Origin of the sequence: Corallococcus aberystwythensis (genome assembly GCF_003612165.1) — a bacterium.
GTDB classification, from domain to species: domain Bacteria; phylum Myxococcota; class Myxococcia; order Myxococcales; family Myxococcaceae; genus Corallococcus; species Corallococcus aberystwythensis.
In genome coordinates, this window is sequence record NZ_RAWK01000388.1 from 1 (window position 1) to 6,912 (window position 6,912).

At 71.6% G+C, this 6,912-nt stretch carries 7 protein-coding genes; all 7 read right to left on the minus strand.

Annotated elements, in window-relative coordinates; all coding sequences use genetic code 11:
* Positions 1 to 29: 29 nt before the first annotated feature.
* Positions 30 to 377 (minus strand): lycopene cyclase domain-containing protein, encoded by a 348-nt coding sequence (locus D7W81_RS38415; RefSeq protein WP_120560322.1) that lies wholly within the window; start codon positions 375 to 377, stop codon positions 30 to 32.
* A complete protein-coding gene (locus tag D7W81_RS38420; RefSeq protein WP_120560323.1) occupies positions 374 to 757 on the minus strand; it encodes a lycopene cyclase domain-containing protein in 384 nt (127 codons plus the stop codon). The genes D7W81_RS38415 and D7W81_RS38420 overlap by 4 nt, the downstream gene beginning before the upstream one ends.
* Positions 754 to 1,872: a glycosyltransferase gene (locus D7W81_RS38425; RefSeq protein WP_120560324.1), complete on the minus strand. Its 1,119-nt coding sequence runs from the start codon at positions 1,870 to 1,872 to the stop codon at positions 754 to 756. The genes D7W81_RS38420 and D7W81_RS38425 overlap by 4 nt, the downstream gene beginning before the upstream one ends.
* A gap of 94 nt (positions 1,873 to 1,966) precedes the next feature.
* On the minus strand, positions 1,967 to 2,926 hold the full coding sequence (locus D7W81_RS38430) for a carotenoid 1,2-hydratase family protein (RefSeq protein ID WP_120560325.1): 960 nt from the start codon (positions 2,924 to 2,926) through the stop codon (positions 1,967 to 1,969).
* A complete protein-coding gene (locus D7W81_RS38435) occupies positions 2,923 to 4,374 on the minus strand; it encodes a phytoene desaturase family protein (protein WP_120560326.1) in 1,452 nt (483 codons plus the stop codon). Before D7W81_RS38435 ends, D7W81_RS38430 begins: the two co-directional genes overlap by 4 nt.
* Entirely contained in the window at positions 4,371 to 5,408 is a 1,038-nt protein-coding gene (locus tag D7W81_RS38440; protein ID WP_120560327.1) for a phytoene/squalene synthase family protein, read from the minus strand. The genes D7W81_RS38435 and D7W81_RS38440 overlap by 4 nt, the downstream gene beginning before the upstream one ends.
* Entirely contained in the window at positions 5,405 to 6,889 is a 1,485-nt protein-coding gene (locus D7W81_RS38445) for a phytoene desaturase family protein (RefSeq protein ID WP_120560328.1), read from the minus strand. The genes D7W81_RS38440 and D7W81_RS38445 overlap by 4 nt, the downstream gene beginning before the upstream one ends.
* Between the last annotated feature and the right edge of the window lie 23 nt (positions 6,890 to 6,912).

The window sequence follows — 6,912 nt, forward strand, 5'->3', positions numbered from 1 at the left end:
CCCGAAGGGCCCACCCTTGGCCGCGCGGATCAAGACGCCCGCGCCTCCTTGAGCCGCAGGAGCGCCGTGAACAGCGCGAGTCCCAGCGACACCAGGATGCTGGTGATGAGGAAGAAGAGGATCTCCTCCAGAGGCACGGCGCCCACGTACACGCCGACGTGACGTCCCTCGCCGAAGTTCCAGATGCCGGTGGAGATGGCCAGGTGGTCCGCGATGGACAGGTACACGCCCACGACCAGCGCGGGGGGCAGCACCGCGCGCAGCACCTCACCCGCGCGGGCCTTGTAGTGGTTCACGAGCACCGCCAGCTGGATGGCAATCACAGGCAGCGTCCACGCCAGCAGGTGGATGAGGTAAGCCCAGCGCGTCTCCATCATGGCGACACCTCGCGAGGCTCCAGGGTCCGCTCCGCGCGGACGGGCCTGGACTCTTGCGGCACGGCTCGCGGCTTCTTCGCAAGCACGCGCTCCAGCCGGGCGCGCGCCCACAGGCCCACGAGCAGCGTCTGGAGGCCGAAGAAGAGGTACTCCTCCAGCGGCAGGTAGCCCAGCTTCACGCCCCAGATGCGCTCCGGGTCGAAGCCCCACAGGCCCCACTTCACGGCCATGTTGTCCCACGGCGACGTGGCCGCGTAGACGACGACGAGCAGCAAGCCCATGGGCGCCAGGCCCCGCCACGACAGCGTGCGGCGGTAGCGCACGAGCAGGAACAGGATGGGCAGCACGACGAAGATGCCCAGGAAGCGCGCGTAGGTCATCCCGGGCCTCCACTCCACCGCGGCGCCACCCGAATCATTCGTCCCCCTGCTTCCAGCGCGTAGGTATGGCCGCGCCAGGTCACCCTTCCCTGCCGCGTCAGCGAGGCCGCGAAGGCCGCGAGCAGCAGCAACTCACCCTGCACCCAGTCCGTCAGCGCGTGGCCCGTGGCGGCCTCCTCGGGCACCCGGCTCAACACGGCGAGGCGCAAGGACAGCAGCGTGCGCACGGCGACGAGCGCCGCCACGGCGAAATAGACAGCGGGCTCGTGGAGCCACGCGGCCAGGAGCATCAACGGCACGGTGGGCGTGAAGAGCAGCGGCACGGTGGGATACAGGCCGGGCCGGTGGCTCGCGAGCACCTGCATCCAGCGAGTGAAGCGCTCCAGCGGCACGCGCCAGGATGCCCCATTGGCCACGGGCACCCACGCGGGCGCGGGGCTCAGCGCCACGTCCAGGCCCCGCGCGTGCAGCCGCTTCGCCAGCTCCAGGTCCTCGCCGATGTGGTCCGACAGTCCGGCCAGCTCCTCCGCCGCGCGAGGTGACAGCCCGAGCGCCTTGCCGCACACGGCCTGCGCGCCCGCGCTCATCGCATGCAGCGCGCGGAAGCTGTGGTGCGTGTAGCGAAGGAGCCCCGCCATCGCGCGGCCGGCCGCGTCCACCGCGCCCACCGGCGTGGGAGCGGCGGTGCTCAGCGCGGCACCGGCCACGAGCGGAGTGGCGAGTCCCTCCACCAGCGCGCCCGTGACGGCCACATCCGCGTCCACGGCGAGCACCACCCGTCCACGCACCTCCAGCGTCTCCAGCGCGTAGAGCAGGTGGCCCACCTTGCGGTTGGGGCACACCGGGTCGCTCGGAAGCCAGCGCACGCCCTCGGTCAGGCGCGGCCGGTACGGCGACAGCACCACCTGTTCCAGCGGCCCCGCGTAGTCGATGGGGAGCGACAGGTTCTCCAGCTCCAGCGGCGTGGGCGCATCCACGGGACGCAGGAGCAGCACGGAGGGCAGCGGGCCTCCGGCGGTGACAGGTGCACGGCGATACAGCCGCGCCAGCGCCACGGCGCTGAAGCCACCGGCCAGCGCCGTCCACCCGAGCGTGAAGAAGCCGAGCGCGTTCATGGCGTCCGCCCCGTGTGCTCGCGCGACGGCTCGGCCGCATGAAGAAGCACGCCAGCGGCAAGCCCCACCCGTTCCAGGGACGGCGTGAGCGCGTTCATGGCGTCCGTCCCTGGCGCGTGCGGAAGTGCGCCATCCAGCGGATGAGCGGAGAGTGGAAGCGGCGGAAGTCCGCGACCTCGCCCATCGTGTCCAGCGAGTCCCGCCTCGACTCCAGCCGCGCGTAGAAGGGCGATGACTCCAGCAGGCGCGGCGCGCCCACCACCTCGTTGCCCGCGTGCAGCCTCGCGGGGACTCGCAGGCCCCAGCCCGTCAGGTTCGTGGGGCGCGTCCCGGGATTCGGGCCGCGCTCGCACACCACGCCGTTCGGCCCTGCCATCATGCGCAGCGGCGCCACGCCGTCCGGCAGGTGGTAGTCCACCACGGTGTGGTTCGCGTGGTGCGTGCGCGCCCAGTGCCAACCGGACAGCCTCGCGCCCAGCAGCTCCTGGCCGTGGTTCGTGTCGTGGTAGCCCATCCCCTCCGCCGTCACGCCCAGCGAGGACACCTCCAGCCGGGCCTCCGACCGGGGCGCCAGCGGCTGCCAGTAGTGCGGCAGGCCGGGCATGAGCTGCACCTCCGCGCCCCGCCCCGTCAGCGGCCGCAGCGTCAGGCTGGCGCGCACCGGGCGGCCCCACGGCGCCGTCCCGTCATCCACGTCCATGCGCACGGTGCCATCCACCGCGTGCGTCAGCGTGGAGCGGCCAATGCGCAGCCGTCCCGGCCCCTGCAGGTCCACGCTCGGGTACTCGCTCAGCACCCACAACTTGCGCACACCCTGGTGGTAGAGCGCGAAGTTCACCGCGCTGTACGCCAGCGGATGTCCGCCGCGCCGCGCCGCCACCGAGTAGCGCGGCGAGAACAACGACCCCAGCATGAAGATGCACACGGCGCTGTACGGCCCGGCGGTCACGTCCGCGTAGAACCAGCGGTACGCCCCCGGGCTGTCGGGCAACTCGGGCAGCGCGCACGTCTCCGCCGCGCCGGGCAGGACGTTCTGCGCGAGGACGGACTTCATGCGCCCTCCCGCAGGTGCGCGGACGCCATCTGCGCCGCGAACCGGCCCGACAACATCACGAGCGGCACCCCGCCGCCCGGATGCGTGCCGCCGCCCGCGAAGAACAGCCCCGGCGTGCCGCCCCGGATGCGCGGTCTGCGGAACGGACCGAAGCGGCCGTGCGGCAGGAAGCCGTAGATGGAACCGCCCGGGGCTCCGCGAGCCGCCAGGTCCACCGGCGAGCGCTGTCCCACCACGCGCACGCGCCCCTTCAACGCCGGGTAGTACCGGACGAGCTTCTCGAACATCTGCTCGCGCACGCGCTCCGCGCTGGACTCCCATTCGCGCCGCGCCTGCTCCGCCCGGCCCTCTTCCAGCGGCATGGCGGGCGCGTTCACCATCACGAACAGGCCCGTGCGGCCCAGCGGCGCCATGCCCGGATCCGTCGCGGACGGGTTGCAGACATACACCGTGGGGTCCGTCGCGAGCTGTCCCGCGAAGAGCTCATCGAACTCCTTCCGGTAGTCCCCACCGAACATCACCGTGTGGTGCGGAACCGCCGTCCGCCCGTCCACGTCCAGCAGCAGCACGAAGCCGGACAGCGACAGCGGCTCCGACTCCCGGCGCAGCGACGCCAGCGGATCCGCGTTCACCACCACACTGTCGAACAGCTCCGCGACCGGATCCACGCGGTAGCCGCCGGAGACGCGCTCGAAGCGGGCGCGCGTGTCCAGGTGCACCGTCACGCCCAGCCGCCGCACCGCCTGTCCCAGCGCATCCACCAGCGCGCCAATGCCACCGCGCACGTGGTGCACGCCATACGCATGTTCGATGTGCGGGATGAGCGCGAACGCCGCGCTGGACGCATACGGCGACCCGCCCGCGTAGGTGGCGAAGCGGCCCACGTACTGGCGCAGGTGGTAGGTCTGGAAGTGCTTCGCCGCCAGCGTGTGCAGCGTGTCCAGCTTCATCCCCGCCATCATCGCGCCGATGCCCCGGCGGGCCACGCGCGCCATGAAGCCGGCCATGCCCTCGAAGGGGGCCTCCAGGTAGGGCTCGCCCGCCGCGCGCCAGATGGCCGCGGCCTCCGCGTAGAAGGAGTGCACGCCCTTGCGTTCCACCGGGCGCAGCTCCGCGGCGCTGTCCGCCATGCGCTCCAGGTCCTTGTACGCCGTGAAGCCGCACCCGTCCGCGAAGTGGTAGGTGCACTGCGGCTCCAGCTCCGTGAACGGCGGCAGCAGGTCCAGCGCGTCCAGCTGCTCGAAGGTGCTCCGCACCAGCGCCGGCAACGTGAGCAGCGTGGGCCCCGTGTCCAGCGTGAGCCCCTCCACCTTCACGGCCTGCGCCTTGCCGCCCAGGGACGGACCGCCCTCGAACAGCGTCACCGCGTGGCCTTCCTTCGCCAGGAGGCCCGCGGCCGTCAGCCCGCCAATGCCGCCGCCAATCACCGCCACGCGCGAGGCCTTCATCGCGGACCTCCCGTGCCCGTGGGCAGCAGCGGCACCACCGGCGCGGACGGCAGGGCCAGGGGAGCCTCCGGCAGCGCCGCCTGGGGCCGGAGGAACACGGTCGCTGTCAGCGCCAGCTTGCGCCCCGTCGTCGTGTGCGCCCGTCCACTGAAGACGTCGTAATCCCGCGCCTCGATGTCGCGGAGGATGTCGCCGTAGATGGCGCCCATCAGCCGCACCATGCGCTGGCTGCCAAACCCCGTGAGGTAGCGCACGCCCGCCGCCGCCCGCGCGTAGTACGCCCGCGCGCGCTGGATTTGGAAGCGCATGAAGTCGCGCCACTTCGCGTCCACCCGGCCCGCGCGCAGGTCGTCCTCGGTGATGCCGAAGGCGCGCAGCTCCTCCGAGGGCAGGTACACCCGGCCGCGCTCCAGGTCCTCGCGCACGTCGCGCAGGATGTTGGTGAGCTGCATCGCGCGGCCCAGGTCCGCCGCCGGCTCCACCGCCCGGGCGTCCTCACAGCCCAGCACCGGCGTCAGCATCAACCCGACCACACCTGCAACCCGGTAGCAGTAGAGGTCCAGCTCCTCCCACGTGTCGTAGCGCTGCTTCGTCAGGTCCATCTCCATGCCGGAGATGAGGTCCTGGAAGGGCTGCTCAGGAATCCGGTAGTGGTGGATGGAGTGGCGCAGCGCCGCGAACTCGCTCGGCTCCCACGGCGACGGCGCCTCCGCGGAGGGCTGGCGCGCGGACGGCGGGCCCAGCTCCTTCGAGGCCAGCTCCGGCAGCGGCAGGTACACCTCCGCCACGCGCTCGCGAGCCCGGGCCAGCCGCGTCGCCAGGGCCATGGGCGCTTCGCCCGGCAGCGCGCTCTCGCCCGCGTCCACCAGGTCGTCCAGGCGGCGGCAGAAGGCATACAGCGCGAACGCCGCCTTCTTCCGCTGACCGAAGAGCAGGTACGACGCGAAGAAGAAGCTCTTGGCGTGGTGGCGCGTGACGACCCGCGCGCGCTGGTAGCCCCGCGCGATGAGCGCGGAAGAGGCGGTGACGCTCATGCCGCCACCTCCACCGCCGGGACGCCCTGGCGCGGCGACAGCACCACGCCCTGCTTGTGCGCCCACTCCATCAGCCGCTCGGTCACGAGCCGCGCGGAGATGAGCACCGTGGGCAGGCCCGTGCCCGGCTGCGTGGAGGCCCCCACGAAGAAGAGGTTCTTCACGCGAGGGTCCACGTTGGCCGGACGGAAGGGGCCAATCTGGAAGAAGTTCTGCGCCAGCCCGAACGCGCTGCCGCGCGCCAGGTTGTACGTGCCCGCCCAGTCATCCGGGGTGAAGACGCGCTCCACCTCGATGTCCGCCTCCAGGTCCGGGTACCCCAGCTCCGCCAGCCGCTGGAACACCTTCGCGCGCACCTTGGGGCCCTCCACCGCCCAGTCCAGGTTCGCGTGCTGATGCGGCACCGGCACCAGCACATAGAGCGAGTCCTTCCCCTCCGGCGCCAGTGACGGATCCGTGCGCGTGGGCACGTTGACGTAGAAGCTGGGATCCTCCGGCACGCGGAAGCGCTGGAAGATGTCGTCGAACGAGCCCGCGTAGTCCCGGCCGAACATCACGTTGTGATGCAACAGGCCCGGCACCCGCTTCTTCATGCCCAGGTAGAGCATGTAGCCGCTGGAGGTGAAGCGAAGCTTCTCCCCGCGCTTGAACGGCGCGTCCTTCGGGTCGAGCAGCTTCTCGTACGCGTACGGCAGGTCCGCGTTGCACAGGACGGCGTCCGCGGACACCACCTCGCCCCCGGCGAGCCGCACGCCCGTGGTGCGCCCGCCTTCCGTGAGGATGCGCTCCACCGCGCGGCCGTAGTGCAGCGTCACGCCCTCCTCGCGCGCCAGCCGCTCCAGCGCGAGGGGAATGGCATACAGGCCGCCCTTGGGGAACCAGATGCCCACGCCCAATTCGGTGAAGGGCAGCAGGCCATACACCGCGGGGGACTCGAAGGGAGACACGCCCAGGTACATGGTCTGGAACGTCATCGCCGCGCGCAGCCGGTCGTCCTGGAAGTAGCGGCTGACGTCCGCGTACATGCGGCGGTGCGCGCGTGCCTTGAAGATCTTCGCCAGCACCCCGGGGGAGAAGTAGTCGCTCACCCCGTTGAAGTTGCGGCCCACGAAGTGGTCCAGGCTGATGCGGTACTGGTCGCGCCCCTGCGCCATGAAGGCCAGGTAGCGCTGGAAGCTGCCCGGCTCCACGCGCTCCAGCTCGCGGCCCATGGTGCACAGCTCGGACGTGAAGGTGACGTCCGAGCCGTCCCGGAAGTGCACCCGGTAGTTCGGGTCGCACCGCACCAGCGTGAGGTAGTCCTCGATGCGGCGGCCCAGCGCGCGGAAGGTCTCCTCGAACACCTCCGGCATGAGCACGATGGTGGGGCCCACGTCCCAGGTGAACCCGTCCACCTGGAGCTGGTTGCACCGGCCGCCCGGGCCGTGCGTCTTCTCGAAGACCTGGACGTCGAAGCCCTGCCGCGCGCTGGGCCGCCGCATCGAGGACTACCTCACGCTGGTGC

What these genes read in the sequence shown, in the direction of transcription:
- D7W81_RS38435 (WP_120560326.1), bottom strand. Translation starts at nt 4,374, where the DNA reads ATGAAGGCCTCGCGCGTGGCGGTGATTGGCGGCGGCATTGGCGGGCTG.
- D7W81_RS38425 (WP_120560324.1), bottom strand. Translation starts at nt 1,872, where the DNA reads ATGAACGCGCTCGGCTTCTTCACGCTCGGGTGGACGGCGCTGGCCGGT.
- D7W81_RS38430 (WP_120560325.1), bottom strand. Translation starts at nt 2,926, where the DNA reads ATGAAGTCCGTCCTCGCGCAGAACGTCCTGCCCGGCGCGGCGGAGACG.
- D7W81_RS38420 (WP_120560323.1), bottom strand. Translation starts at nt 757, where the DNA reads ATGACCTACGCGCGCTTCCTGGGCATCTTCGTCGTGCTGCCCATCCTG.
- D7W81_RS38440 (WP_120560327.1), bottom strand. Translation starts at nt 5,408, where the DNA reads ATGAGCGTCACCGCCTCTTCCGCGCTCATCGCGCGGGGCTACCAGCGC.
- D7W81_RS38415 (WP_120560322.1), bottom strand. Translation starts at nt 377, where the DNA reads ATGATGGAGACGCGCTGGGCTTACCTCATCCACCTGCTGGCGTGGACG.
- D7W81_RS38445 (WP_120560328.1), bottom strand. Translation starts at nt 6,889, where the DNA reads ATGCGGCGGCCCAGCGCGCGGCAGGGCTTCGACGTCCAGGTCTTCGAG.